21 protein-coding genes and 5 pseudogenes are annotated in these 26582 nt (G+C 60.2%); 6 read left to right on the forward strand and 20 right to left on the reverse strand.

Annotated features, from left to right (window positions below; translation table 11 throughout):
* Positions 1 to 3: 3 nt before the first annotated feature.
* Both J4E08_RS04270 and J4E08_RS04275 read right to left on the reverse strand, forming a co-directional pair.
* A pseudogene (locus tag J4E08_RS04270) lies at positions 4 to 441 on the reverse strand (transposase); the annotation flags it as partial.
* Positions 438 to 905, reverse strand: a pseudogene (locus tag J4E08_RS04275) (IS5 family transposase); the annotation flags it as partial. The pseudogenes J4E08_RS04275 and J4E08_RS04270, both read right to left, overlap by 4 nt.
* A 59-nt stretch (positions 906 to 964) precedes the next feature.
* Here J4E08_RS04275 and J4E08_RS04280 point away from each other — a divergent pair.
* Positions 965 to 2092: pseudogene (locus J4E08_RS04280) on the forward strand (IS3 family transposase).
* Between the two features lie 62 nt (positions 2093 to 2154).
* Here the strand turns inward: J4E08_RS04280 and J4E08_RS04285 are convergent.
* From J4E08_RS04285 to J4E08_RS04305, 5 genes are all read right to left on the reverse strand, one after another.
* Positions 2155 to 2436: a hypothetical protein gene (locus J4E08_RS04285; RefSeq protein ID WP_349537423.1), complete on the reverse strand. Its 282-nt coding sequence runs from the start codon at positions 2434 to 2436 to the stop codon at positions 2155 to 2157.
* A gap of 122 nt (positions 2437 to 2558) precedes the next feature.
* Positions 2559 to 2798, reverse strand: coding sequence for a hypothetical protein (locus J4E08_RS04290; RefSeq protein ID WP_349537424.1), 240 nt, complete (start codon positions 2796 to 2798; stop codon positions 2559 to 2561).
* A gap of 49 nt (positions 2799 to 2847) precedes the next feature.
* Positions 2848 to 3948 carry an alanine racemase gene (locus J4E08_RS04295; protein ID WP_349537425.1) on the reverse strand — a complete coding sequence of 367 codons (1101 nt, stop codon included), beginning with the start codon at positions 3946 to 3948 and terminating at the stop codon, positions 2848 to 2850.
* Positions 3949 to 3965: 17 nt separating this feature from the next.
* Positions 3966 to 5165, reverse strand: coding sequence for an N-acetyltransferase DgcN family protein (locus J4E08_RS04300; RefSeq protein WP_349537426.1), 1200 nt, complete (start codon positions 5163 to 5165; stop codon positions 3966 to 3968).
* A 479-nt stretch (positions 5166 to 5644) separates the two neighbouring features.
* Positions 5645 to 5998 carry a hypothetical protein gene (locus J4E08_RS04305; protein ID WP_349537427.1) on the reverse strand — a complete coding sequence of 118 codons (354 nt, stop codon included), beginning with the start codon at positions 5996 to 5998 and terminating at the stop codon, positions 5645 to 5647.
* 889 nt (positions 5999 to 6887) lie between these two features.
* On the opposite strand from J4E08_RS04305, the gene J4E08_RS04310 reads away from it, so the two are divergent.
* Positions 6888 to 7136 (forward strand): hypothetical protein, encoded by a 249-nt coding sequence (locus J4E08_RS04310; RefSeq protein WP_349537428.1) that lies wholly within the window; start codon positions 6888 to 6890, stop codon positions 7134 to 7136.
* A 198-nt stretch (positions 7137 to 7334) separates the two neighbouring features.
* Here the strand turns inward: J4E08_RS04310 and J4E08_RS04315 are convergent, their stop codons facing one another.
* The 5 genes from J4E08_RS04315 to J4E08_RS04335 form a co-directional block, all read right to left on the reverse strand.
* A complete protein-coding gene (locus tag J4E08_RS04315) occupies positions 7335 to 8429 on the reverse strand; it encodes a Shedu immune nuclease family protein (protein ID WP_349537429.1) in 1095 nt (364 codons plus the stop codon).
* 178 nt (positions 8430 to 8607) lie between these two features.
* Positions 8608 to 8805, reverse strand: a complete 198-nt coding sequence (locus J4E08_RS04320; RefSeq protein ID WP_349537430.1) for a hypothetical protein — start codon at positions 8803 to 8805, stop codon at positions 8608 to 8610.
* 65 nt (positions 8806 to 8870) lie between these two features.
* Positions 8871 to 9557, reverse strand: a complete 687-nt coding sequence (locus J4E08_RS04325; RefSeq protein ID WP_349537431.1) for a ceramidase domain-containing protein — start codon at positions 9555 to 9557, stop codon at positions 8871 to 8873.
* Positions 9558 to 9749: 192 nt separating this feature from the next.
* Positions 9750 to 10682 carry an IS5 family transposase gene (locus J4E08_RS04330; protein ID WP_349537432.1) on the reverse strand — a complete coding sequence of 311 codons (933 nt, stop codon included), beginning with the start codon at positions 10680 to 10682 and terminating at the stop codon, positions 9750 to 9752.
* Positions 10683 to 10772: 90 nt separating this feature from the next.
* Positions 10773 to 11327: a hypothetical protein gene (locus J4E08_RS04335; protein WP_349537433.1), complete on the reverse strand. Its 555-nt coding sequence runs from the start codon at positions 11325 to 11327 to the stop codon at positions 10773 to 10775.
* Between the two features lie 94 nt (positions 11328 to 11421).
* Between J4E08_RS04335 and J4E08_RS04340 the strand changes: the two genes are divergently transcribed.
* The 3 genes and pseudogenes from J4E08_RS04340 (at position 11422) to J4E08_RS04350 (ending at position 14775) form a co-directional block, all read left to right on the forward strand.
* Positions 11422 to 12411, forward strand: a complete 990-nt coding sequence (locus tag J4E08_RS04340; protein WP_349537434.1) for an AraC family transcriptional regulator — start codon at positions 11422 to 11424, stop codon at positions 12409 to 12411.
* A gap of 264 nt (positions 12412 to 12675) precedes the next feature.
* Positions 12676 to 13563: a tyrosine-type recombinase/integrase gene (locus tag J4E08_RS04345; protein ID WP_349537435.1), complete on the forward strand. Its 888-nt coding sequence runs from the start codon at positions 12676 to 12678 to the stop codon at positions 13561 to 13563.
* Positions 13564 to 13575: 12 nt separating this feature from the next.
* Positions 13576 to 14775, forward strand: a pseudogene (locus tag J4E08_RS04350) (IS91 family transposase).
* Between the two features lie 530 nt (positions 14776 to 15305).
* Here the strand turns inward: J4E08_RS04350 and J4E08_RS04355 are convergent.
* From J4E08_RS04355 to J4E08_RS04365, 3 genes are all read right to left on the reverse strand, one after another.
* Positions 15306 to 15869 (reverse strand): L,D-transpeptidase family protein, encoded by a 564-nt coding sequence (locus J4E08_RS04355; RefSeq protein ID WP_349537436.1) that lies wholly within the window; start codon positions 15867 to 15869, stop codon positions 15306 to 15308.
* A 528-nt stretch (positions 15870 to 16397) separates the two neighbouring features.
* Positions 16398 to 17456, reverse strand: coding sequence for an IS110 family RNA-guided transposase (locus J4E08_RS04360; RefSeq protein WP_349537437.1), 1059 nt, complete (start codon positions 17454 to 17456; stop codon positions 16398 to 16400).
* Between the two features lie 217 nt (positions 17457 to 17673).
* Positions 17674 to 18285, reverse strand: coding sequence for a GNAT family N-acetyltransferase (locus J4E08_RS04365; RefSeq protein ID WP_349537438.1), 612 nt, complete (start codon positions 18283 to 18285; stop codon positions 17674 to 17676).
* A 123-nt stretch (positions 18286 to 18408) separates the two neighbouring features.
* Between J4E08_RS04365 and J4E08_RS04370 the strand changes: the two genes are divergently transcribed.
* The gene (locus J4E08_RS04370; RefSeq protein ID WP_349537439.1) at positions 18409 to 19350 is read left to right on the forward strand and encodes an alpha/beta hydrolase; all 942 of its coding nucleotides are present in this window, start codon (positions 18409 to 18411) and stop codon (positions 19348 to 19350) included.
* A gap of 239 nt (positions 19351 to 19589) precedes the next feature.
* Here the strand turns inward: J4E08_RS04370 and J4E08_RS04375 are convergent, their stop codons facing one another.
* From J4E08_RS04375 to J4E08_RS04395, 5 genes and pseudogenes are all read right to left on the reverse strand, one after another.
* Positions 19590 to 19973, reverse strand: a complete 384-nt coding sequence (locus J4E08_RS04375) for a hypothetical protein (protein ID WP_349537440.1) — start codon at positions 19971 to 19973, stop codon at positions 19590 to 19592.
* Positions 19970 to 23884 carry a CHAT domain-containing protein gene (locus J4E08_RS04380; protein ID WP_349537441.1) on the reverse strand — a complete coding sequence of 1305 codons (3915 nt, stop codon included), beginning with the start codon at positions 23882 to 23884 and terminating at the stop codon, positions 19970 to 19972. Before J4E08_RS04380 ends, J4E08_RS04375 begins: the two co-directional genes overlap by 4 nt.
* A gap of 309 nt (positions 23885 to 24193) precedes the next feature.
* A complete protein-coding gene (locus J4E08_RS04385) occupies positions 24194 to 24451 on the reverse strand; it encodes a hypothetical protein (protein ID WP_349537442.1) in 258 nt (85 codons plus the stop codon).
* Positions 24452 to 24520: 69 nt separating this feature from the next.
* Positions 24521 to 25360, reverse strand: a complete 840-nt coding sequence (locus J4E08_RS04390) for an AAA family ATPase (RefSeq protein ID WP_502949242.1) — start codon at positions 25358 to 25360, stop codon at positions 24521 to 24523.
* Positions 25361 to 25501: 141 nt separating this feature from the next.
* Positions 25502 to 26451, reverse strand: a pseudogene (locus J4E08_RS04395) (transposase); the annotation flags it as partial.
* Positions 26452 to 26582 lie beyond the last annotated feature (131 nt).

Genomic DNA, 26582 nt, shown 5'->3' on the forward strand with positions numbered 1-26582 from the left:
GGTGCCGGTGCTGTCGATGGGGAGGTTCAGTGGGCCTGTGCGACCGCGATAGCACTGGCGCATGTCCAGAGACCTCTGGCGCCGACAAAGGGTGCTGAAAACTAGTACGGCCCGGCTCAGGTCTGCCAGCCACAGGAGGCTTTCTACGAAACCTGTGGTTTGCCGGGTCGTCATTGTTGCTCGAACCAATGGCGCTCTCGATGACGAACATCGGGAACAGGAGTTTCAGCCCCTCTCGGGACAGTGCTGCGCAGTGCGCTGTCGGGCAGTGGTCAGGCAAATCCGGATGGCCGCGTCACTGAATTGCTGCTGTCGAGCACGCTTACCGCTAGGCGACGGCACCGAGATCATCCCGGGATCAAACCAGATCGAAAGCGAACCGCGTTGTTTCGGTGCGGTGTTGTTCAAAGGCCCGTTCATTGTCTTAGGGTCTGGACTCATAACCAATAGATGATGGTCACAGCGAGAGCGATTGCGGACAAGAAGATCTTTGGGCACATGTCGTACCGGGTCGCGACCCTTCTCCAATCCTTCAACCTGCCGAACATGATCTCGATGCTATTTCAGCGTTTTTAGCGGCGCTTGTCCCTTGCCCGGCAGGGCATTGCAAAGCAATGTCCCGAGAGGGGTATTTCACTGTGGTCTTGCGCTGCTTACGGCCCGGGATGCAGGCGCGTATCCCTTTTGTCTCGCAACGCTTCTCTGAACCAATCAGCGTCATAGCCGCGGTCACCGAGCAACCAGTCGACATTTGGCACGCTGCTCAACAAGGCCCGGGCACCGATGTCGTCGCTGACCTGCCCGGCGGTCACGAACAAGCTGATCGGCCGCCCCTGGCTATCGCAGACCGCGTGCAGCTTGGTATTCATACCGCCGTTGGTGCGCCCGATCAGGCGGTAATCCCCCCGATTTTAAGGGGATGCGGAAGTAGAATTTTCTTGGCAGGATGAACGAGGAGATTCCGATGAAGAAAACACGATTCACCGAGGCCCAGATCATGGGCGTGCGGCGCCAGATGGAGGGCGGTGTGCCTGCCGCCGAGCTTTGCCGTGAGCACGGTATGAGCAGTGCCACGCTGTACAAATGGCGGGCGAAGTACGGCGGCATGGATGCCAGCCTGATCAGCGAGATGAAGGCAATGGCGGAGGAGAACCGCCGCCTGAAGCGCATGTTTGCCGATGTCAGCATGCAAAACGACCTGCTGAAGGAAGCGCTCGGAAAAAATAAATCGGCCAGCTCAGCGCCGAGAGTTGGCCGTGAAAGCGGTGGCGATGATAGGCGTCAGCATTGCGCTGGCCTGTCGAGCCTTCGAGGTCAGCGAGACCTGCTATCGATACAGCCCGAAGCTGGACGATGAGAACGAGCAGATCGCCGACCTGCTGCTTGGGCTGACGAACGCGAAGAAGACTTGGGGCTTTGGCCTGTGCTTCCTGTACATGCGGAATGTCCAAGGCCACGGGTGGAACCACAAGCGCGTGTATCGGATCTACCGCGAGCTGGAGCTGAACCTGCGCCCCTCTCGGGACATCCCTGCGGGATGCCCTGCCGGGTGACAATCAAGCCGCGCAAGCGGCTGAAGCGGGAGAAGCCCGACGAGTTGGCCGTGCCGGACCTACCGAACGAAGTCTGGTCCATGGATTTCATGGCAGGTCACCTCGGGGACGGTCGCCAATTCCGACTGCTGAACGTCCTGGACGACTTCAATCGAGAAGGTTTGGGCATCGAGATCGACTTCTCGCTCCCCGCCGAACGCGTCGTTCGTGCGCTGAACCAGATCATCGAATGGCGCGGCGCACCGAAGAAGATCAGGGTCGACAACGGCCCTGAGTACATCAGCTGTACCCTCATGGAATGGGCCGAACAAAAGGGCATTGCCTTGGCCCACATCCAGCCCGGGAAACCGCAGCAGAACGCTTATGTCGAGCGCTACAACCGGACGGTCCGACATGAATGGCTGGACCTCCATATCTTCGAAACGATTGAAGAGGTGCAGCAGATTGCCACCGAATGGCTCTGGTATTACAACAACGAGCGCCCCAACATGGGCAACGGCGGGATGACACCCGCGCAGAAGCTGAGAATGGCCCCGTAAATTCTACGACCAAGCCCCCGCAAAAATGGGGGGGATTACCCGCCCACGCGCACTTTTGAATTCTAGAAGTCGTCAGATTCAGGAACGTTGCCTAGTCTTACAAGGAAGCTTGGGTCGCCGACTTCTCCACTGGTTTGATCCTCGGTGACCATGTAGGCGTCCGCGCCTGCGCAATCCTCGGACAGAGCCTCTCGTTCGGCTCTGTTTTTTGCTTCCGACGCAGTGGAGTATTCAAATTGCTTGGCAATTTTCAGGCCGGGCTGCCCATTGCGCCCAGCCTTCGTCTCAACATACGTTTGACAGATATAGTGGGTTTTCTCCGGGGAATGCTGTGCGTCTGTCATTGATGAATCCTTTTGATCGACTGGAATGATTGGAAGTTCTGAGAGCAGCCTTGGCCGATTTCAACCTCTTTGAAGTGTCTGTTGACCGCTGGAAGACATCACGCAAACAAACCGGCCAAAGTTCAACTACCGCGTCGAACGGGTTTTGATCCTACGCGGTTCGGACGCTGCTGAAGCTTTGGTGCAGGCGGCGTGTTTGCTTCTCTTTCAGCGCGGGCGTTGCGTAGCCTGGAATTCTTGGCGTCACGTTGTTCCGCTTCTTCGTCGACCATTTGTCTGACGACACGCGTCGTCTTATCCATCGCGGTTTCCGGTTTGGAGTCATACACTTTGAACAGATTGTCTTTTGTAAGTTTCGTCAATTTTCAGTTTCCTTTGTTGTTGAAGGTCGGCCGGACCAAGCGAGGTGTTTCATACCAACGCCAAGTGGTTGACCTTGCCTTGCGGGAGCCGTGATGGGCGCATGGATGGCTCACTCAACAGTGTCACTTCGATGTCCGGCGCGGCCATGGCATGCATCAATGCATCGTAATTCATCTGGAATCTCATCTCGGATCCAACCGTTGGCCGGGGGCGGAGCGTTCCAATGACGAGATGGTCGCTGGTTGCACCGATCAATGTGCTTCCAACAGGCATTGTAAGCCCCGGAATGTCGGTGTCCTGATGTCCCATCGCGAGGATCATGCGCGCGGAGGCGGCACTGGGTGTCACAATACGAAGTGGCTCTCTGGTTGGATCGATCGGGGCGATAGGGAAAGGCGTGGGTTTTGCGTCCGTTTCGATGACTTCGGCAACAAGCGTGAATGCGTCGGTGTGCATCCCGTCCATCTGATCCCCGGTTAGTGGCTCGACACCCAGAAGGATCGCCTCCCCCAAACGGAGGTCATTGACGCGACCCGTCGCGTGCTCACCAAGTGCCCATGGCAAATTGGCTGAGCTGCCACCAGACACTGTCTTGAGATAGGGGCCGCAAACGCCCTCAATCTCATTCGCGAGGTCGCAAAAATCGGCCATTTGCGACACAGTCGGGGCAAGCCCGCTAAAACAAGCGAAGTTTGCCCCGATGCCCTTCAAAGCCACCCCTTGCATGGTCATGACCTGCTTCGCGAAGTCAGCCAAGTTCTCGGGCATTATCCCGTCGCGTAAATCGCCCATCTCGACCATCAGTATGATGCCGTGAACCTTATCTTTGCAGATGGCGGCAGATGCCAATGCCGCAATGACAGCGCTTTCTGTGTTATAGCTCACTTCACAGAACCCAACGACCTCATCGACCTGACTTAACATCGGCGTGCGGATCAGCGTGACCGGGCATATCATGCCTGCTTGTCGCAACCTTTGCACATTACTGATACGTGCATCCGCAAGTCCCAAAGCGCCCCCGTCCAACATAGCCTGAGCGATCGCAGGATTGCCGCAGACAGCCTTGGTAACGCCTGTGACGCTGATCCCGCGTGGCCCAAGGCGACTGACAAGGGTCTGCGTGTTGCAGCGTATCTTGGCCAGGTCCACTTCGATGCGTGGGCAACTCATAGCGCGGCCACGGGCGCCCCTTGCGTCAACCCCGGATATGCAGCGACCACCATCGCAAGCAGATGTGCAACGGGTCTGGCCAATGCATCGGTAACGGGCAACCCGAGTTTGTGGGATTGGGCCGCGATGGTTTCGGTGATTTCGGCCTCTGTCATACCTTCGTGATTGAGGGTGACACCGATAACCTTCGTATCCGCAAAGGCTTCGATCAAGGCGATCTCACTTGCCGCAGAAGGCATCGGCATATCTGGAAAGTCGCAGCGGTGGGCACGTTTCGGCGCGTGCTGAAGGATGACAGCGTCCGGCTGGCTCCCCCGAAGAATAAAGGCGGATGTGCAAAACGCGGGATGGCTCAAAGCACCCTGACCTTCGATCAAAATGACATCGGGTTGTTCCGATTCAGAAGCTGCAACAACCGCGCCTTCAAGCTCGCCGCAGCAGAACTGCGGCGGTACGGCATCCATTGCGATACCGTATTTCGCGCCCTGCATCAGGCCGGTCTGGCCCGTGCCGACAAGGACCGTCTTGATGCCACTGCCATTCAGGGCCTGGGCCAATACGGTCGCCGTCGTCCGCTTTCCAATGGCGCAATCTGTGCCGAGAACAGCAATACGCAGCGCTTTGACGTCAGCAACACTGCCATCAAACAGGCGCATGTCCTTGCTGGCTTTCGGCTTGCGGATGTCGCGGATCGTGACATTTCGAACTAATGCCGCGTTTGCTATTTCTCGGTCATCGCTCAGATATTCATGCAACCCACTCACAATGTTCATACCAAGCTCAATTGCTTTCAGAACAACGCCTCGGTCCGCAGTCGATAGACGCCCCGTTGATGGAGCCATCTCGTAGATCAGCGTATCGGGAAGGACGGCTTCATGGGCAACCGCGGCGTCCAGATGACCAAAGACAGGTATGTTGTTGCTTACGTTGTCTAGAACGGATCCGCTGTCTTGTCCGCTAACAGTGCTGTCGATAACGGAAAGGATGCGATGCGCTTGAGAATGACGCACAAGGCCATTTGCCGTTTTGCCATCGATTTGCGCAAAGTTTCCTTCGCAGTAGACGACCGCCGTTGGTGAGGACGCGATCTGCTTGTCTGACGTCAAGCCTGCAGGTTTGATCTGTTTTATAGGAGGCGCTTGCGCTCCCCTGACAGGGCGGCGAATGGTATCAATGGTTTCAGATTTGATTTCCATTGTGGTTCTCTTCTCTACGTTGGTACGGAGGGCAGAATTGCCCTCACATGCGGATTTTGAACGGGGATGGTGTCGTGTCCCGCGCCTGGTTGTTAAGGACGCAAAGCCGCTTTGATCTTGGAAATCTTGTTGCATCCCCAGCGGTTGCCCGCTCTGTCCAGACGGGCGTTTTGCGAAATCGGTGCCCATTCCCTCCCAGAACCGTAGAACCGTTTGGCGTCATTTGCGCTTTGCGGCACAACCACGCGACGCAGGTATCCTCGTTCAGTCGGAACCAAATGTTGCATTCCCAACCATCGCAGTAGCTTTTGGCACTGGCATTCTCAGGCATTGGCTGTGCGGCGGTTCAAGCAAAGATAGGCAGTCCCAAAAGCATGACCGCCAAGATCGAACCGATGAAGAGGGCCAAGAGTGGCGGTGTTTGGGCCGGCGCGCAGGCAGCCATTGCATATGGATCCCGAGGCTCTGTGATGTGTGGTTTACGATCCATCTAAGGCGAGCTCCGCAAGACATGCATCTGCCAGATCCCGGCTCGGGGCATCTGTGCCCGGCAATGTGGCCCAGCCGGTTTCCATCATCACATTGCGCCGCTGAAAGCTGGAAGCTTCTCGAAGCGTGGCCAGTCTTTCGACGCGTTGCACATCAGCTTCTGAAAGGCCCAAACAGACCGGCACCGTGGCCAAGGTGACTTGCTCTGCGGCAAAGCTATCAGCCATCTCCTGCGCACTGCCTGAAGTTGTCCAGCCGCCCCACGTGAAGCCAAGAACAGAGACGGCAATTGCGCCAACCAAGGCGCCGTAAACACCGGGTTTCGTCCATTCGGGAAGCGTCATTTTTGATCCTTTGACGGAGAGAGCGCCGCCGCACTATTTCTGATTGCGTTCGTGTTTGCGTTGGCTTGATCCTGTGGCGAACCCCCTCCAGCTCACGGTGATCCACTGCGCGCAGCACTGACTTTCCTGCGCGCCAATTGTTTAATGGAAACGTCGCGGTCCGTCGGTACGCGGCAAAGCCGTAGCTCTGCATGACGTCGTCATCTGCCAACATTTTGTAGTCGTCCGCGGGCAGTTCATCGGTGTACCGAGTGACCACAAACGGATGAAGAAATGTCACAGCTGACGTGGTCGTGCGCGATGACATCGGCAACCTTCCCAAACATCAGATCCCTGTTACAGGACGTGACAGCTGAATTTTCATGATGGGGGTTGTGGTCCGCTCTGGCAGGCTGATGCGCCTATACCGCGGAGAGCCGCAACTTTCGTACCTCTTACATAGTCTCTTAGCGTCGCAAATACAACGCTGGTGACTCCGGCTCCATTTCTCAGACCACCCGTAGCCCAAGAGCGGTCAAGGTTGCCCCCCCCCCACCATGCACATTGCTAGCCCCTTCCCCAGCAAAATCATATTTGGTTCGCTCGCCCAGAAGCCGCCATTGGGGCGTCCCGTAGCATCTGCCACATAGGGCTCGGCGCCGAACTGCGGCGGCGCAGCGAGCCGAACGTCTGGCGGGCCGTAGCGACCGTTGCTCACGGCCCTTTGCGGACGGTCGGTGCCATCGCCGCACCGTTGACCGGCTCGTGAGAACAGCTCTTCTAGCATCCCGCAGCACACTCACGATTCACGCCAAGCAGCTCGGAGCAAACATCACAAATCGCCTGCTTGGTCCCTCGACAACACTTTCTATCGCTGCAAAGGTAGAATCCGCGAGGCATTGAGGGAAATATGGAAATTCAATTCTGCATCAGTGGAAGCACTGTATTCACCACCAGCTCCAGCGCAGTGCCGTCAATAGGCGCAGAGGTTACGATCTGCATGGAGTCGTACAAGAAAGGGATGTGGCCCGGCACGATCCTAAATTTTAAGGTCAGTGAAGAGTTTCCACCGCATTTCGACTACGTTGCGGGTGTGATTCACATCGACGTCAATGGGTGGAGCGTTTTGAAAGAAGGCGCTGAACCCCAAAAAGAGTGACTTGGTCGAGGGCGTGCAAAGCTGTCACTCAGGTGCAGCACATGGATCATTTCCATCGGTCCAAGCTAACCCTGCAGGGCGGAAGCGACCCAATCACAGCCCGTCACAGACTCAAAACGGGATCTCGTTCTCGTCATCCTGCGGCGACGTCTCGCTGATCTGTCCGCACGATGAGTCCACGATAAACTTTGCCCTTTCCTAAAGTTCGTCGAAGGTAATGATCTCCGGTTGGCGGATGTTCCTGCGGAAGTCCTCGAAGGATCGAAAGCGGGCGGCATTGACGCCGTAATCTCCCCGAAACTCATTGAGGTTCCCGACGACGAGGAATGACCGGGGCTGAACCGAATAGAGTTCCTCACCTGTAAGGTATCCGCTGCCATCCGCTACCTTGTGCTCAACCCCTAGCTCGTCCAAAGCGACCCTGACGTTTTCTTGGGATTGAGCGACGGCCCCACTCAGCTCGGCTGTCGGTGCCCAAGTTCCGGAGCGGTAGGAGCTCTGCTTCAGCAGTTGGGTATCGCTCTTCTTAATCTCAACGAGACACAGAGCGTTAATCGCGGCTCGGGTTTTCATAATACCGTCCGGTATTTTGCCGGGCTTGAATCTACTGGAGCCCCTCAGTGTCTCTTGGAGACTCTTTCCGTCAAGCCCGGTGAGGAAGACGTAAGCAAGGCCGTAGCCGAATATCCACCGGTTCTGCTCAAAAAACTTTTGCCAGTCGTCTTCGGACAGTTTCGGGTCCGCAAGCATACTCTCGAAAACCTCGAGTTGGGCCCGACGGTAGCCCAAGGCTACGATGTCCTCGGCGGTGATGTTGTTCCGCGCAAACTCCGCGACAAGATCTGGGCGGCTTTCCATGACGCGGTTTGCCTCGGCATCTGGGTCCCGGACAAGCCGAAGTTCGTCGTAATCGACGTTAAAGGTTCCGTCGTGCGGTATGTCCAACATCTTCACGCCCGCCAGAAACTCCTTCAGCCTCCTTATCTCATCGCCATACAGGACGACTTGCTCCCCGATCGGATAGCCTGTGGTTGTGTTCCATCTCTGAATCCAGAGGTGTGAGATGCGGCGGTCATCGTCTTCAAGGAACTTTGCCTTAACCTGTTGCTTACCTGACGGAGTTTCTCGCAGGACCATCTCCTCGCCTTCGCGCACTATCCCGACATACCCCTCTTCGCTGAGAACACGGTGACCGAACCTCTGGTATCCAACGCCCTTTGGATGGGGAAACCGCTTGGAGATGTGTAGCCGGTCCGGGGACCGTCCTTTGGCGTATCGGTAGTCCTCATTCATGCTATCTATACATCCCACTCAGATGCCGCCTCGTTGAGGCAGACTGTTCGCCTAGGGCTTGTTCTGTTGCAAAAGTCTCGCCGCAAACCGTATTCTATTGTGGCGGAGAACAACGTTCTTGGAAACCGCCATATCTACGGGCGTTTTGGGGAAGATCTGTCGGAGGAGTACATACGTCCTACCAATGTGGGCAGGCATCCACTGCAGACGACTTTTTCAACAAAATTGGCACGACGCTGACAAGCGCCAAGGCAGCATCGGTCACACTCAGCAAGCACAGGACCGCGTCGATTCCGGCCCAGACCTGCCGTTCGAAGCGACCGTCGATGCGGCAACGCACCGTCACCGAAGCAGCCATTCGTGCATCGCGCAGCATTTTTCGTGGGTGAAGGTCGGCTGGGCGGACAAAGCCGTTGTTGAGCGGATGTCAGGCAACGCGCCTCACTGGCTGACCGGCGGGACATGCCTGATCAGGGCGAGCAAAAGCGCCAGAACCATTGATCCGTTGAGGACATGCCACATGAAATGTGTGCCCACGCCTGTCGCGTCGCAGGTCATGAGATCAATCGAGCGAAAGGCCAAAGACACCGTGAAACAAATGGCAGCCGTGACCACCAGCCTGTTGGCCGGGTGACGGCCCATGCGTGTTACAATCACAAAGATCCAAAGCGCCGACAACGCGGGCAGATACTGCAATGACCCATTGAGGTGGTTCGGCCCGGCTGAATTGTCAGTCACAACATCGCCACCTGTCGCCCAAAAGCTGACGCCGATGCTGACCGCAACAATCAGCATGATACGCAGTGTTTTCAGATAGTTTCCACTGCTGATGCGAAAGATCACCGTGCCGACATAGAGCGCCACAAAGGTCCAGATCGGTATCACATCCAGCAACTCTGTTTGCCCGTTGGCGTAGGTGTGAAACAGAAAGGACCCGAGGCCAATAAGAGCCGCCATCCCGATAAGAACCATATCCATGGCGCCGCGTCGATCGGTGCCTTGCAGCGCACGCCACGCAGTCCACGCCGCTATCAGAAAGGCAATATTACTGAAGGCATTGATAGGCTCATTCCAGAGCCCCGGTGAAGTGCGCTCACAATAGAGGTCGATATAATTTGGGAAGGTCATGTGCCAATTTCACTAGGTGTTTCCATGTGATGCCTGAACACATTGAAGGCGGCAGCGCGAGCGAAAAGGGCTCGAAGCAGACCTGCGGCAGCGCGGCAGGCCCCTGACCTTGGCGCGCCACGCCTGCGGGCGCTGACGGGCCTTGTTGCATTAATCTGGCGTCAGGACGCTCTGCCCCTTTCCCCGCTGGCCTCAGGCGACGGCTTCGATCTCGGCCCTTCCAAGGGCCGAGCAGCGGTTCATGATGGCGATGCGGATCTGGATTTCGGCGGTCTGGCGGTCAGGATCTCGTGACATGATCCGGTCGCCAAAGAGCTTGAGCCGGTTCATCTGGGCCTCGACGCGACTTCGGGCGTGGTAGCCGGTCCATTTCTTCCAGATTGAGCGGCCCAGACATCGCGTCGCCCGCAGGATTTCGTTTCGTGAGATCGCGGCGGGGCAGTTGGGCTTCCAGGCTCGGCCATTGCGACGGATCGGTATGATCGGTTCTGCCCCGTGCTCGAGGATCGCGGCATGACAGCGGCGGGTGTCATAGGCTCCATCGGCCGTGACTGTCTCGATCTCTTCTCCGGTCGGGATCTGCGACAGAAGCTCCGGCAGGACCGGGCTGTCGCCTTGCCTGCTCGAGGTGAATTCGACCGCGCGTATGTCGCCAGTGGCCGTGTCCATCGCAAGATGCACCTTGCGCCATTCGCGTCTGCGCGTCGCACCATGCTTGCGCGAAAGCCATTCGCCGTCGCCGCGGAAACGAATGCCGGTGCTGTCGATCTGGAGGTTCAACCGCTGACCGGAGCGCCGATACGGGATCTGCACCCGGATCCGGGCCTGAAGTCGGCAAAGCGTCGAATAGTCGGGCACGGGCCAGTCGAGCCCGGCCATTTCGATCAGGCTTGCAACCAGCCCGACGGTCTGGCGAAGCGGCAGGCCGAACAGCACTTTCAGCGTGAGGCAGGTCTGGATCGCACTGTCGGAGAAGGTCTCGGGGTGGCCGCGCTTGCCGCTTCGGTCTGCCTGCCACGACATTGTCGGATCGAACCAGACGGACAACGAGCCTCGCCGGTTCAGCGAAGCGTTATAGTCAGCCCAGTTCGTCGTGCGGTAGCGGGTGTTGGCAGGCTTTGGCATGCCATCGATCTAAACATCAGGATTCCAAAGGTGATTCCCTCTCACTGATATGTGCAACAAGCCCCACCTCAGCCACCATGAGGCTTCTATCTAATCTGGAACGAAGGCCTGGACCGGCGCCTCCTGGGCCTCCAGCAGGGCCTTGAACTCTGGCAGCCCCAGTGTGGCAACGGTCTCATCGTTCGGCCCCAAAATCTCATAGATCATCCCATCGGTGCCGCGGTTGCTAAACCAGGCGATGCAATCCGTATCGCCGCCACCCTCAGTGTGTGGCGCGCCGCCTGCCGGCTTTTCGACGAAGCTCCCGGTGGGCCGGATTTCCTGTATCGCCCCGTCCGCCGAATAGATGCGCAGCTCACCTTGGATGATGAAGGTGCTGTAATCGGCGTGGTGGCGGTGCAGCACGATGCGCTCATTGGCAGCGAATTTCAGCAGCAGGTCGACAATTTTGGCATCGGGGTCGACCTTTAAGATGTGATACCAAACGTGATCGAAACCTGCGAGCGTGTACCACTGGATATTGGACTGGTCGAAATGTCCCGCAGGGGTACCGGCCGATATATCGTGTCCCCCAAGGGCGATTGCGGCCACGGCTGTCCCTGCCCCGGCAAGCCCCTCGCGCCGCGTAATTATCGTCTTTTTCATTGCGTCCTCCCAAACAAAGCTGTCGCCTTATTTTTGCACATCGCGGCTTCCGATACTTGCCATTTGATGCCATCCTTCCAGAGGAGGTGGCGCTATGAGGGGGTATACACGCGCGAGCGCACTGGGGCCGATCGCAGACTTTGTCGAGACCCGCGGCGGTTCGATCACTCGAGTCTTCCAGCGCGCGGATCTGCCGGTGGGCCTGCTGGACAGTCGGGACCAGCCCCTTCCACTGAAAGATCAGTTCAACGTTCTGAGCGAGGCAGGACGCGAGATTGGCGAGCCTTTCTTTGGTGCAGCCCTCGGGCGTCTCGTCAGCATGGAGAAACTGAGTGCTTTTGGTATATGGGTCTCTTGCGCTGCGACGCTTGAAGGGGCGATCGACCGGTCTAACCGGGGTCTTAACAGGTACCTTCAGACCGGCACCGTTCTCGAGTTCAATGTCATTGGCAAGACTGCGAGATGGTCGATCGAGTTTCTGGACCCCGGGGCTGATGGTCGATTTCAGAATGAGCTTCTGGGCGTCAGCTACCTGATAGATGGCGTGCGCCACTTTGCGGGAAGCAAGTGGAGCCCAGCCTTGATCCGTTCGACATGCGTGGGTTCCAAACAGGCCGCAGCCTTGGAAAAGGTATTTCAAGCACCAGTCCTGCACGGTTGCAAGGTCACGGCAGTTGAATTCGATGCTTCGCTGATTTCGGCCGTTGGCTGCCGTCACCCTGTTGTCGAGACAAGCGTGGACTATATTCTTCCGCCCGTCTCAGGCTATCGGGAGGAGGTAAAGACACTTCTGGCAATCGCACTGCTCGAAGGGCCGCCGAAGATTGACTGGATCGCGTCCAAACTTGATACAAGCCGCCGCTCTCTACAGCGTTCGCTCGTTTCCGAAGCGTGCAGTTATTCCATGTTGCTGGATGAAATGCGTAAGGACCGAGCTTTAACGCTACTGAGGTCAACCGACCATAATGTCACCGATATCGCGCTCCAGTTGGGATATAGCGATGGCGCACATTTTACCAGGGCCTTCCGGCGCTGGACGGGAACGGCGCCGTTGCGTTACCGAAACGCAAAGGTAGCACTTTGATCGGGATCGCACGGACTTATGACAAGAGCGGACATACGAACGGCGCAGCATCATGACGTCTGGTTCGAAGCCGACCTGCGACGGTGAGGCTTACATCCGAGGTGCCCGCCTTACCGCCGACATGAACGGCCCAAGGATGAAGCCGCTCGCGCGGCATTGGCGCCCGTGGCTGGCGTTCCGGACTGATCGCCACCCTGTGCATTTGGGAATGTGGGCATCTGCCTGACGATTGGATCCTTCTCAATCATCAGACAGGAGGTTCCCATGACACAGGAGAGAATAAGCCCGCTGCGCCAGCGGATGATCGAAGACATGCGCATCCGCGGCATGGGCGACAAGGCGCAGAAGTCGCATATCCGGGCGATCAAGGATTTCGCCCGGTTTCTTGGGCATTCGCCGGATACGGCCACCCCGGAGGAGTTGCGCGCCTACCAATTGCACATGACCGACGCCGGGGTCACGGCCAGCACGTTCAACGTGCGGATCGTGGCGCTCAGGTTCTTCTTTGGCATGACCTGCGGGCGCGAGGACATGAAGCGCTACATGCAGTTCCGCACGCAGCCGCGGAAGTTGCCCGTCGTGTTCAGCGTCGAAGAAGTGTCCGACGTCCTGAAGGCGGCGCCCGGGCCCGGTCTGAAGTATCGGGCCGCGCTCAGCATCTCTTACGGTGCGGGGCTCCGGGCCGCCGAGGTCTGCAATCTCAAGATCGGCGACATCGACAGCGACCGGATGCTGATCCACGTTGAGCAGGGCAAGGGGCGGAAGGACCGCAAGGTGATGCTGTCCCCCGGCTTGCTCGAACTCCTGCGCGACTACTGGCGCGAAGCTCGACCCGAGGGCTGGTTGTTCCCCGGCAAGCCGAAGACCAACCCGATCTCGCCACGGCAATTGAACCGGGCGTTCACGTCGGCCAAGACCATGGCCGGGGTAAAGAAGGCCGCCACCCTCCATACCCTCAGGCATAGCTTCGCCACGCACCTGCTGGAGGCCAACACGGACGTGCGGGTGACCCAGGTCTTGCTGGGCCATGCCAAGCTCACGACGACGGCGCAATACACGCATGTCGCGACCAAGACCATCCGCGACACCGTCAGTCCCTACGAGATGCTGGCCAAGCTGCAGGATCATGCCGTGAAGCGAAGTCTGGAGTGACCGGGCGCCGGGGTGCCCCGGCCAAAGCTGGAGATCGCTGACATCTTTCGCGCCCATGGTCCTGCGTGGCGGCAGGCAAATGCGGGGCATGTCAGCCTGACCCAGCTCAAGGTGATGTCAGCCATCGAAGCCTGCCGGACCGAGGCGCTCGGCGGGCATGTGGCGGGGTGCGCCAAGTGTGGCCACCATCACATCGCCTACAATTCCTGCAAAAACCGGCACTGTCCGAAGTGCCAAGGGCCGGCGGCGCGCGATTGGATGGCCGCGCGCGCCGAGGATCTTCTGCCTGTCGAGTATTTCCACGTGGTCTTCACCCTGCCGGCCGAGATCGCGCAGATCGCTTTCTGGAACAAGAAGGCAGTCTACGGCCTGCTATTCCGGACGTCCGCGGAAACGGTGATGACAATCGCCGCCGATCCCAAACGCCTTGGGGCCCGGATCGGCATGACCTGCGTTCTGCACACTCGGGGATCGGCGCTGACGCATCACCCCCACATCCACATGATCGTGCCGGGCGGTGGCCTGTCGCCGGACGGCACCCGGTGGGTCGCCTGCAAACCGGGGTTCTTTCTGCACGTGCGGGTGTTGTCACGCCTGTTCCGGCGTTTGTTCCTCGACGGGCTGCTGGCCCTGCATCACGCCGGGGAGCTGGACTTCTACGGAGATCTCGAACGACTGGCACGAGCGGATGCCTTCACCGCCTGGCTCGCGCCGTTCCGCAAATCCGAATGGGTCGTCTACGCCAAACCGCCCTTCGGCGGCCCCGAGGCAGTGCTCGCCTACCTCGGCCGATACACCCACCGCGTCGCGATCTCGAACCCTCGCCTGATCAGCGCCGACGCCGAGACCGTCGCGTTCCGCTGGAAGGACTACCGCATCAAATCCGGCAACCGCCAGAAAGTGATGCGCCTGGCCACGCCCGAGTTCATCCGCCGTTTCCTGATCCACGTTCTGCCCGATGGATTCCACCGCATCCGCCATTACGGCCTGCTGGCCAGTTCAACCCGCAAGGCCAACATCACGAAGATCCGTGCCTTTCTTTGCGTGCTGCGCCCGGAACAGGCCGTCGCCCCAGGACCAGAGGCCGAGATCATCCCGCTCACCCTGCGCGAACCATGCCCATAGTGCGGCGGCCCGATGCGCATTGTCGAGATCTTCCGCCGTGGTCAAAAGCCGATGTCGCGCGCACCCCCTCGGGAGCAGGCCGCATGACGAAACGCCCGTCACTGCAACAAACACCACTCCGGTTCTCACGACAGTTCCGGACTCGCTCAGACGTGCCTCACGTGGTGGCGCGACCGCGAACTGAGGATGAAACGCGCCATCCAAGACCGACCATCATCTCCTGGGCAGATCAGGGCGCCCTTGGAGACGGTCGACATCGTTCGAGACGTCAGCAACGCTCCACCGTCGCTGGAAACCTCAGCCCACTTTCCCCATAGAAAGCGCCTGGCCACCGCGGCTTCCACCTTGGGAGGATTTCCAACGCGGGCCGACGAAGCGCCACCAGGCAACGTAGCACCACGGCCCGCATCGAAAATCCTTCACCAGACCTGCCGTTCGAAGCGACCGTCGATGCGGCAACGCAACGTCACCGAAGCGGCCATTCGTGCATCGCGCGGCATTCTTCGTGGGTGAAGGTCCGCAGTGCGGGACTTTTCAGACCTTCGCGGCACGTGCAACAATGTACGGTCTGGTGAACCGTTCAACAAACGGTGGTTTTGGAACGCCAGAGGAGTTGGTTAGTTATTATTAGGTGACCAGTTAGAGACGATAGTTATTGGTGTCTGATTTGGTGTGAATGACCAGATTTCTTGCATTTCGCTATTTGTCACAGCAATGCAACCATCGGTCCAGTTGAGCAGTCGGTGCAATGACCCTAGAGCGCCCCAACCATTGGGCAGTCCGTGAATCATAATATTACTTCCCGGGTCATAACCGTTTTCTTGTCCACGCGCACGGTCGTCGGAGTCCGGATAGGAAATATGTAGGCTGAGATGTGCTACGGAGCGAGGATTACGCCAATCAATATGGTAAGATCCTTCTGGTGTCCGCTCGTCACCTTCACGCTGCTTGGGCCCAGCATCCCACTGAGCACCCATAGCAATACTATAGGATTTCAATACAATCTCATCCTGCATCAAGTACATCATTCTGTCATCCTTGGAGACGTAAATATGATCTGCTTGATGTTCAGCTTCTACTGAAACAGGCGGAATGCCTGAAGCTATTCTTGCCATTACTTTTGTATAACCAAACGCGATGGCAACAATAATGAGCAGCCCCAATAAAACACGATAGATCAAAGTTCTGCCCTCAGTTTTCCGAACTCTACCAAAAACCGCCGCCGCACAAAAGTCCGCAGCCGTTTCAAAAACCCTCTTTTTTTGGAAGGGGCGTAAACGACCTCGATTGACGCTGCCACAAACCCTGTTCGAAACCCAAGACCTTGTTGAAGGTTTTTTGACCGTCTCCTGACAGCCGACGTTCGCTGCGAAGCAGAAAACTTACAACATTAGGGCTCAAACCGGACTTGCGGCGGCGCAGCAGGGGCAAGCGCCTGGTCGTCCCTCGTGCGTCGTCGCTTCCGGCCCAAATGTATGTACCGGCTGCTGTTCGCAAGTGAATTTCTGGCATGTTCTCGGAAGTCGCTCATATGTATCCGGCCTGTTGATCGACACGCGGGTCGTGGCCTTGTTGGGGTTACGCACGCGCCGTGATCTCATTACCGGACAGGTCGATTGTGACCATTTGGGCCGTCAGATTCTGGGGTTGTAATTGTTCCGTTCCATGCTTTCGATCTGTAGCGAACTCCTTTGGATTGCTTCGGGTCGTTAAACGCCGATTGCAACCTCGTCTCTTGGGGCGTCGAACGCCGTTTTATGTCTCAAAATGCTCCAGGCGATCCGGGCCAGCTTGTTGGTGAGCGCGACGGCTGCCTTATTGCGATGCATGCGTTCGGAAGCGCGTGCGAGCCATTCACCAAAACTGAAGTCGGGCCAGCGGTGGGGTCGCATCATGATGATCTTTGCCGCCTGAACGAACAGCATCCGCAGATATCGACTGCCGCGTTTGGATATGCGTCTAAGCACCGTTCTTCCCCCGGTGCTATATTGACGGGGTACCAACCCGACCCATGCCGCAAAATCCCGACCTCGATCAAACGCTTCTCCCTCACCGATGGAAGCGTCCATCGCGGTCGAGATCATCGGACCAATTCGAGGAACGGTCATGATGTTGACGCAGTTCTCCTCGGTTCGGCTGATCTCTTCGATCTCCTGCGTGACCTTGTCGATGCGATCATCCATCCACATCCAGTCCCCATAAAGACCGATCAGGATCGAACGCATCCTGGGTGAGATTTCGTCTTTGCGCTCCTCCAGAATCGTTTCAAAGGAATTATTCAAAGCACGCAAACCTTTGCGGACCGTGATGCCCTGCTCGATCAAGAAGGCCCGGATTTGATTGATCGTCGCTGTTCGGCGCGACACCAAACGTGATCGCACACGATGCAAAGCTTGCAGGTCGAGCTGATCCTGGCTCTTCTCGGATACGGACTTCAAGTTCGGACGCAGCGCCGCCTCAGCAATCGCTTCCGCGTCAATGTAGTCGTTCTTTTGTCCCTTGTTGAAAGGCTTCACGTAGATCGCTGGGATGATACGAGGCTCAAAGCCCAATTTGCGCAGTGTCCGGCTGACAAAATGCGCACTCAAGCAGGCTTCCATGCCCACCACGCAACGCGGCAGTTTTTCAAATGTCGCGACCAACGCGAGGCGTTTAATCTGTTTCCGCAGGACCCGCTGCCCTGACTGATCGAAGCCCACCAGGTGGAATGTGTCTTTGCCAATATCGACCCCTATCGACATCAGCTCATCAAAGTCGTTCTTCGCCATGCTACTTCTCCTGTTTGCAGAAATAGGCTCAGCCTAACCTGCCGGGTGGAGCAGCCGGTAATCCCATTACCTGCCGTTCATCATCGGACCCGAGGCTGCGCCGCGGCTTCCCCAGACCGGTCGTTCATGCACTGCGCAGCAATTCCGGCCGCCCAAGGTCCGCTGGGCGGACGACGATGACATGCTTTGCAGGTCATTTGGCGGCCTGCGGGCCTGGTCAGCGACCGATGGACTTCGTCATCTGCGTTGCGGAGGAAAAACCGAAGATCGGTTTCAACGGACCAAGCGACAGGACAGACAGTGGCGCAAACCCTTCACGCTCATAGAGCACGCGGGCACGCGAATTGGTATCTATGACGTCCAGCCTGATCCTCTGCAGCTGCATAGAGGCTGCGTGCCTTTCCACGGCATGTAGAAGCGCTGTACCAACGCCCCTGCCTCTGGCCTCAGGCTCGACAAAGATCCCGTCCATCAGCAGTGACCTGTCGCTGCAGTCTCGTTCCAAAATGTTGATCAGGAGACCGCGCCAAGTGGCGCCGATCCATCCGTAGGTGCGCGCAAGATCGCCAAGACCGCCACCGACGAGCGCCCCATTCGGCGTTTTGAAGCCAACCATCCCCAGAAACTGCCCTTCGTTCGATACGGCAGATATGGCGTGGGTCGGGTCCAGTACACCTTCGATGAAGGACACGGCCTTTCCCTCTGGTCCAAGGGGATACCGGAGCTTGCGCGAAAAGGCGCGCCAGTATCCGAGGGCAGCTTGGTGGCGATGTTCTGCCCGGAAGCCGCTTTCAATGAGAAATGTCTCACTTGCGTAGATTGTTTTCACGTCAAGATCTCTCCATAATTAAACAGAGGTGGCTACGATGACGTCTGATTTCAAATGAACTTACGGGTTGTTCTGTTCGCTGGGATTGTTCTGGCGTCGACAGCGGGTGCCTTGCTTTGGCGCATGACCGATCATGATGTGGATCGCAGAGTGAGCGAGCCGTTCGAGGTCACGGTCTCTGGCATCGAGCTATCGGGCACGATCTGGCTTCCGGACGAAGCGGTGATCGCCGCCGTTGCGATGGTTCACGGGGACGGAGCGCAAGATCGTACAATGTCAGGCGGCTACGCGCCGATGATCAACGCTCTTCTAGATCAAAGGATTGCTGTCGCGTCCTGGGACAAGCCCGGCGTCGGATTGTCGGAAGGGAACTGGCTGCGTCAAACAATGATGGATCGGACCGTCGAAGCGCGTCGCGTTCTTCAGCTTCTGGACGAGCGTTTCGAGGACAAGGAAATAGGCGTGCTTGGTTTTTCCCAGGCCGGATGGGTTCTGCCGTCACTGACACGCGCCGATGCCGACTTTCTGATCCTGATCGGCGCAGCGGTGTCTTGGCAGGATCAGAGCGATTACTTCACCCGAGTCCGGTTGCGCCGCGCCGGTCTTGACGAGCAGGAGATCGAGTCCGCTCTTGCCGAGCAGGCCATCGATGACGAGCAAGTGTTTGGCAAAGATGCAACGGTCGCTGATGCACCTGCGGGAACGTCGCCTGATCGTTGGCGGTTCATCCACCAGAACCGGAGCGCTGATGCGCGGCAGGCCTTGTCTGTGCTGGATCTTCCTCTTCTTGCGGTCTGGGGATCCGAGGACCTAAACGTCGACCCGCACCGAAATGCGGCCGCGTTCAAGGACTCGCTCGGCTTGCGAGATGCACCTACCCGCATCCGGATCATGCCGGATGCGACGCATGGTCTCCTGAAGGCACATGCCTACAACTGGCAACTGTCTGAAGACTGGTCGTCCTACGCTATCGGGAGGTTCCTTGTGGAGGGACGCCATGCCTTTGCGCCCGGCGCACTGGACCAGATTTCAGACTGGATCAGGGAACTTTCAGAGATGCACTAGCAGACGTTCGTTCAGCGCGCAGCTTCGGTCGGTTTCGGCCCACAGCCGCCTTCCAGTTACCGGTTCGTCGCCGCAGCGCGGCTTCTCCAATGCGGACGTTTGGACATCGTGCAGCATTCTCGCGCCGCGTGGCGAGAACAGCGCGAACCTTCCGGACAATCTCGGACAGCTTCCGAATGTCGGCTTGTCGTCGTCGAGGACGGTTTCGGCGTGCCCGGTTGTGATGAGTGAAGCGTGAGCTACCGGTCGTCCCCAGGGGGGAGCAGACGATCGAGGATCGCGTCGGCGCTTTCGTCGCGCAGGCGGATCACAGTGTCGTCGATGCGGATCGTGCCCTCCGTGCCGGTGACCTCCAGGACGCGCTTGACGGCCTCCACCTTTGGGGCCAGGGCCCGCCGTCGTCTCAGGCGGTCGGCGAGATTGAGCGTTGCCACGACCGCACCCGGGATGGCCAGCACAACCGCGGCGATGGCGAGGCCGAGACCAAGGTCGCGGGTCGCCTCAGGGACGGCTTCGGGCGCGACCTCCTGCGGGGGGATGCCGGTAAGGGTGGTCAGAAGGTCAACCGCGGCAACACGCGCATCGGGGGCGCCGGGGCCCGCCAGGATCAGGGTCAGGCTCACGGGTGTTGCTCCTTGATTGACGCTATGATCTGGCGGCAGTGGTCTGCCTGTTCGGCCTGGCCGAGCTTGTCCCAGGCGTGGGCCGCGTCCGTCAGGACCGCGATGCCCTGATCGGGCAGCCCGCTCCCGGCCAGAACCTGGCCGAACAGGCTGCCGATTGCGCCGATTGCGTCCGGACGGCCCAGCTGATTGGCACCCGCCCAAGCCTCGGCAAGCTCACCGGCAATGGTCTGCAACCCTTCGCGCTGGTGGTCACCACGGTCGAGCCGCAGGCGGGCACAGCTGAAGCGGATGTGAACCAGGCTGTCGAGATATCCCATAGCCTTGGCATCGGGAAGACGTGACAGATGCATGTCGAGGGCTGCGTTGATGTTCCCCTTGGCGGCGAGCACATCCGCGATCTTGCCCTTCGTCACCGCCAGCTCCCGCTTGTCCGCGAGCGCCTCAAAGACCGGCAGCAGATCCTCGGTCCGGATGCGCAGCGCCGCGTCGAGATCGCCCCGGGCCTCCAGCACATCCGCGATCTTGCCCTTCGTCACCGCCAGCGACCGCTTGTCCCCGAGCGCCTCGTAGACCGGCAGCTCCTCCTCGATGCGGATGCGCAGGGCCTCGTCGAGATCGCCCCGGGCCTGAAGCACATCCGCGATCGTGCCCTTCGTCACCGCCAGCGACCGCTTGTCCCCGAGCGCCTCGTAGACCGGCAGCTCCTCCTCGGTGCGGATGCGCAGGGCCTCGTCGAGATCGCCCCGGGCCTCCAGCACATCCGCGATCTTGCCCTTCGTCACCGCCAGCGACCGCTTGTCCCCGAGCGCCTCGAAGACCGGCAGCTCCTCCTCGGTGCGGATGCGCAGGGCCTCGTCGAGATCGCCCCGGGCCTGAAGCACATCCGCGATCGTGCCCTTCGTCACCGCCAGCGACCGCTTGTCCCCGAGCGCCTCGAAGACCGGCAGCAGATCCTCGGTCCGGATGCGCAGGGCCTCGTCGAGATCGCCCCGGGCCTGAAGCACATCCGCGATCTTGCCCTTCGTCACCGCCAGCAACCGCTTGTCCCCGAGCGCCTCGTAGACCGGCAGCAGATCCTCGGTCCGGATGCGCAGCGCCGCGTCGAGATCGCCCCGGGCCTGCAGAAGGTCTCCACGCAGGCCGAGCAATTTCGCGCGGGCAACACGGTCGAGCGAATTTGATCGAAGCGCCTGTTCCAGAAGCTGCGCCTGCAGGGCGACGTCGCCGGCCTGCCGTGCGGCATTGATCGTGTGGCCACTGAGCTGGTGCCCGGGGTCATGTCCGACCTCCGCCAGGCGCTCCAGGGCCGGCTCCGCCAGCGCCAGCGCCGCAGGGGCCAAGCCGAGCCGTTGGAACAGGTGGAGCACCGCGGCCAGGGCGGCGGCCTCCAGGACCTCGGGGTCGGGCGCCGTGGCGCGCAAAGCGAGGCGGCAGGCGGCGGGGCCGCGCGGATCGACGGGGAAATCCCCCTCGGTGTCGCGCCAAGCACGTGCCAGTTCCGGCAGCGCGGCATCTGCCGCCGCCGCGGCCAGGTCGACGGGCAGGACGGGGGCCAGCGGTCGGGCGAGCGGGTTGGCGGCCAGGTGCGGAACCTCCGTCATGCCATGCCAGCCCGACATCGGCCCGAAATCGTCGAGCAACCCGAGCGCCAGCAACCGATCCAGAGCCGCATCCGGGTCGGCCACCCCAAGCGACCCCGCGGCGGCGGCCACCGCGCCACGCGGGACCTCCGCCTCGAAGACGCAGGCCGCGGCAAGCACCGTGCGTTCGGTCTCCGTCAGCGCCTTTTCGTATTTATCGAAGGTCATCCGAGCGAAGAAGGCGAGCGCTTCGTTGCCGTCTTCGGGCACGGTGCGGGTCTCGCGCCAGGTGGTCACGGCTTGGACGGCCGCCCGGGCCGCCGCCTCCTCACCCTTGAGGATCGGACGGGTCAGCACATCCTGCAGCCCCGGGTTGCCCGCCGCGGCCTCGAGCGCCGCCGCCACCAGCCGTGCAGTGTCGCCGCCGGTCGCCGCCTCGGCGTTCTCCGCCCTTGCCTTGGCACGCCACTGCTTTTGCCGCTCGCGGGACCGCATGCCGACGAGCGGCACCCGGATCAGCCCGGCCGCCAGATCGTCTCCGGACCCGTCGGGCAGGGTGAAGTCGTACCGGCTGGTGATCAGGAGGCGCGACAGGCCGTGGTGCGCGGCAAAGGCGCCAAGCAGCGCTGTCAGGGCGGGTCGCAGTGCGGGCCGCGACGCAACCAGGCTTACGCCCGGTGCCGGATCCTCGAGAGCACGCTCGAAATCGTCGATCACGAGAAGAAGTGGATGTCCGGCGAAGACGCCGTCGAAGAGGAATCGCAGAACCTCGCCCAGCATCGCTTCGTCGTGTCGGACTGCTTCGCGCATCGCGTCGAACTCGGTCTTGAAAGCCGCCTGTTCGGCAAAACTCGCGAACACCCTGCCCAGAAGCGGGGTCGCCACGCGCTCCAGCTCCGCCAGGATCGACAGCCCGTCATACTTCTCTACAATCACCGCCAGCTGGTGACCGGTCATCCGATCGGCCAGCCGCGCGGCGAGACTCGATTTCCCGAGATCGCCGAGCCCGTGGACCAGCGCACCGGTGGCCTCGCCGGCAAATCCGCGGCGCAGGCGCTGAAGCTGGCGGCGGCGGCCGACAAATTCGTTACGCCCGGCGACCCTGACCTTTTTGTCCGCATCGAGGAACCGCGGCGCGGCCGGCGGCGGCGCCGGACGCGCGGGCTTGGCCCGGTCACAAAGCGCACCGCCGCCGCCCGGGCCAAGATAGACCCGCGCCAGGTGCCAGTGCTGGCCCGGCGCACCCCGGTCGGTCGCCTCCATCACCGCATGGCGGGCCTTTGCCGCCGCATAGGCCACGGTCTCGCCCCGTCCCAGCCCGGCATAAAGCGCCTCGGCGAAAGCGGCTGCATCGGCATCATAGACCGACCCGTCCCAGCCCAGCACATGCGGAACCCCCGCCGCCATCTGCCGGGCCAGCGGTTCCGCGAGGTCCGGTGCCACCGTGGGCCCGGCCTCCCTGCGCGGGTGATCTGCAAAGACCCTGGGCGCCTCGGCCGAACCCTCCCGGCGTCCCTCCGGCGTCGGAGCGCCGCTAGCACGCCCGCGTTGGCCGGTACGGCAGGCTGAGAGGAACAGGAGCGGCGGCACCCGTTCGCCAAGCGCCCCAAGCAGCCGGTCGGGAGTGACCGTGTCACCAACGCCCTTCTCGGTCTCCAGAAGCAGCACTGGTCGTGTCTCGCCGTCCAGCTTCTGAATGTCGCCATGGCAGGAGAGGTGCAGGATGTCGAAGAGGCCGTCGGTCTTGTGGCGCTCGGCCAGGACCTCCAGCTCGCCGCTCTCTTCGACGGTCAGGTGCAGCAGCGGTTGCCCGGTGGACCGGCTGCGTGTCGCGTCGAGGATCGCGGCCTCCTCCGCCTCGTAGTCCAATTCGTGCTGGCCCTCGGGCGCCGCCGCCATGAAGAGCATCGCCAAGTCGGCGTGATCGGGCGTAACACTGGTGGTATCGGTGGCGACCCGTCGCCGCGGCAGGAAGACCTTCATGCGGTCCTCGGCGAGGAACCCGTTGTCGTCGGCGAGAACCTCCCACGGCGCGGCGAGCAACGCGTCGGTGACCTCGCCTACGCCAGCCCCGAGGATCTCCAGCCCGCGCCGGTTCGCGTCAAGCCAACCGGCAAGCGCACCGCCTACATCGAGCCACGCCAACATCTCGCGGCCGACCAAGAGTATGCTGCTTTGATCCCCGACCTCGACCGCCTTTGCATAGCGCCGGGTCCAATTGTCCAGAATCGAGACATGCCCGACCTTCCGGCTGTCGGGAAGAGCATCGCTGCGCCCATCGATATGCCGCCAGATCTGAAGATCGCGGATTTCAAGGGTAAGCAGCATAATAAAGGCTCCGGCAAATATCTCTAAACAAAAGGTCTACGAAACCACTATGCCGAAATTAATGCTTCGTTCAATTCGGAACCTCCGACCGTGCCGCGCAGAGCGCTCAAGCAGGTCCTGAGCGCTCCCAATCGCCAGACCTCCTCATCCCCGGAAACAGACCAAAATGGGGCTCGTACCGCCCATGTGGCGCGGCGGCAGTGAGACACCAACCCAGACAATCTGAAGGTCTGCTATCGCAACGGTGGAAATGAGAATTCGCTGTCGCGGCGAAGGTCCGCATTCCGCCCCGAGACGACACCCCTAGTTTCAATCGTCCTCACTTGTATCGACAGGCATCACAGACTTGCGTGCAATCGACATCCACCACCATTCACCGGACCCATCCCGCTTCCGAATGCCGATCTTGTCGACCCGCAGGTTTCGAAAAGCAAGATTTTCCTTCTGGAGTTCCGCCGCGGAGATCTCTCCCCGCGCCAGCCGGTTTTCATCGCGCTCCCTGGAGCGCGCCTTTTGCTTCTGCCGTTCCTCGAAGCTGAAATATCGATTTTCGTCGTCGTCAGCCATCTTACCTATCCTTCTCGCAAGAGCCCGACGACCGTGAGCAGCCGCCGGAACCTTTCATCATCTGGAGCATCAGTGCAGCACTGGCTGGTGGACAGTCACCTCAACAGCATCCAGCAACCGGAGGACGTTCCGGAGACTGAGGAGCTGCGGCCGCCGGATGGCATCGATCACCTCTTGAACGGCGTCTACGCCATCTATCGGCAGGCCCCTTCTGGCTCCCTCCCGAGCAGCAAAGCCCTTCAGGTGCTCGAGCGACAGGGACGACAGCTCCAGTGGTGGGCAGCGGCTCAGGAAGGGTTGCGTGAGTCCCTGCAGGCTGTTGGCGGTCAACACCCAGATGATCCAGGACATGTCGAACTTCACCCGGAAGTATGGGCACGCCCAACCTTGTGCCGTGGTCCTCTCCAATAGCGGCAGGAGGCCTTCGGCCAGATCAAAGGATCGCCCACTGGTCGACTGCGGTGACCCAGCCTTCTCAATCTCATCAACCACGATGACTGGGTTTGCGATTCTGGACGCCATGACGGATTGAACAGCCTTGCCCGGCTCGGCGCTCGACCAGCCACGCTGTGAGCCGCTCACCGCGAATGAGGCCGGTTCGCTGGTTGCTTCGATGGTTGTGGTCGGAACCCCGATGTGCTCTCCCAACAGGCGGGCCCAATGGCTCTTGCCTATCCCCGGTGGACCAACCAAGAGCAGTGGCGATATGCGTGGCCCGGCATCACCCCGGCGCACTGATGAACGAAGGTCATGCCAGACCCGCTCGGTCGCTGCGGCCATCCAGGGCATCTCCGTGTGCAGGGCGCTCGCGATCTCGTCCGCCTGATGCTCGCTCTTGATTTCGATGAGGTCCAAGCCACCGCGGAAAGCTTCCATCTTCTCGCGATCCCTGCGGTCCAGGTGCCCCATGCCGGACGCGCGATGGACGGCCTCGAAGTACGCGATGACCCGGCGTTCGATCTTGTCGCGGTCATCAGCAGGGATATGCCTCAGAGAGCGCGCTGGGTCTCGCTCGGCGCGAAAGTTCGCGAGGAACTTCTTCAGGCGGTCTTCGACTTCGTACCTCTCCGGGGCTCCCAGGCGGCGGAAGTTGACGTCGGCGAAGTCGCGGGCGACCTGGCGGGCGTCTTCGTGTCCCTCGCGGGTGATCTTTCGGGCATCTGCATTCGGAAAGCACTTCGGCTTGGAAGGACACGCTTGGCAGAGTTCCTTCAGGGCGCGATAGCGGGCGTGCCCTTGCCGCTCGGCCCCCGGTTTGGGTCTGAGTAGTTTCTGCGGAACTGCTTCAGCTCGTGACCTTCGGGGCAGATGTATTGGTCGTTCTCGGCGTCCCATTCGAAGTCGGCGCGGGTCCAGGTCCCGTCACTGCGCCCGGACTTGTCGAATACGGGAATATGCGGGGCGATCTTCTGATCGACCAACCAGCCCAGCATCGGGGCGGTGCCATAGGCGGTGTCCGCGATCAGGCGCTCGGGGTGGAGGTCGAACTTGGCCTTCACGCGCTTCAGCATGGTCTTCGTCGAGCCGACCTCGGCCTGTCGGATGGATCTCGTAGCCTCCACGTCCACGATAACGCCGTGGTCCGTGTCGATCAGGTAGTTATCGGAATAGCTGAAGAATGCCGGGCCCTTGCGGGCCGCTGTCCACTGGCTGGCGGGGTCGGAATGGGAGGTGAACTTGGGCTGAACCTCGCTGGCGGCACCGAACGCCGCCTCATCCAGGGTGGCGAGATACTCGCGAACCGCCCGGGGCGCGTCGGCGGGATCGATCTGCCCCGCATCCCAATCCTCTTTCGGCGTCGAGTTCTGCTTGTTGGCATCCGCTTCGATCAAACTTGCGTCGATGGCCATGCGCTGGCCGCTGACGAGACCTTTTTCGATGCACCGCGCGACGGTCGTGTCGAACAGGTGCCGCAGCAATTCGCTCTCGCGGAAGCGCCCGTGCCGGTTCTTCGAGAACGTGGAATGGTCCGGGACGCAGTCACTCAGATCGAGACGGCAGGATTGGACCTGTCGCGGTTTGATGCCGCTCCTTTGATAGCATTTACTGCAACAAAGGAGACTGAATATGGGACTGAAACGGACGGACGAATTCCGCAAGGACGCGGTGCGGATCGCGTTGACCAGTGGGC

The sequence above is a fragment of the Sagittula sp. NFXS13 genome (assembly GCF_040148795.1).
In the GTDB taxonomy this organism is placed as follows: domain Bacteria; phylum Pseudomonadota; class Alphaproteobacteria; order Rhodobacterales; family Rhodobacteraceae; genus Sagittula; species Sagittula marina.